The organism is Streptomyces sp. NRRL F-2664 (genome assembly GCF_000719345.1).
GTDB lineage: Bacteria > Actinomycetota > Actinomycetes > Streptomycetales > Streptomycetaceae > Streptomyces.
Genome location: NZ_JOFX01000542.1, coordinates 1 through 265 on the forward strand (window position 1 = coordinate 1; position 265 = coordinate 265).

Annotated in this window: 1 protein-coding gene; it reads left to right on the forward strand. The window is 74.3% G+C overall.

Going from position 1 to position 265, the window contains the following annotated elements; translation table 11 throughout:
- Positions 1-13: 13 nt before the first annotated feature.
- On the forward strand, positions 14-265 hold a 252-nt coding region (locus tag IF89_RS40190; protein WP_158718184.1), incomplete at its 3' end, for a hypothetical protein.

Genomic DNA, 265 nt, shown 5'->3' on the forward strand with positions numbered 1-265 from the left:
GTATGACCAGGAGTTGTCGGGTCTGGGGGTGGACCGGCAGGGCCTGGGCGCGGGTATGGGTTTGGGCCTGCCGTTCGTCGACACCGGTGAGGGCCGTGCGGTGGTGGCGGGCGGTGTCTACGAGATCGACCCGGCCGCCACTGCCCCCGGGGGTGCCGGCTCCGGTCTGAAGCGGTTCCCCGGGGAGGGGGTGCGCTTCGAGCACGTGCCGGGCGGAAGCCTGCCCGCCCGGGAGGGGGTGGAGGAGCGCGGCTACGAGTGGCGG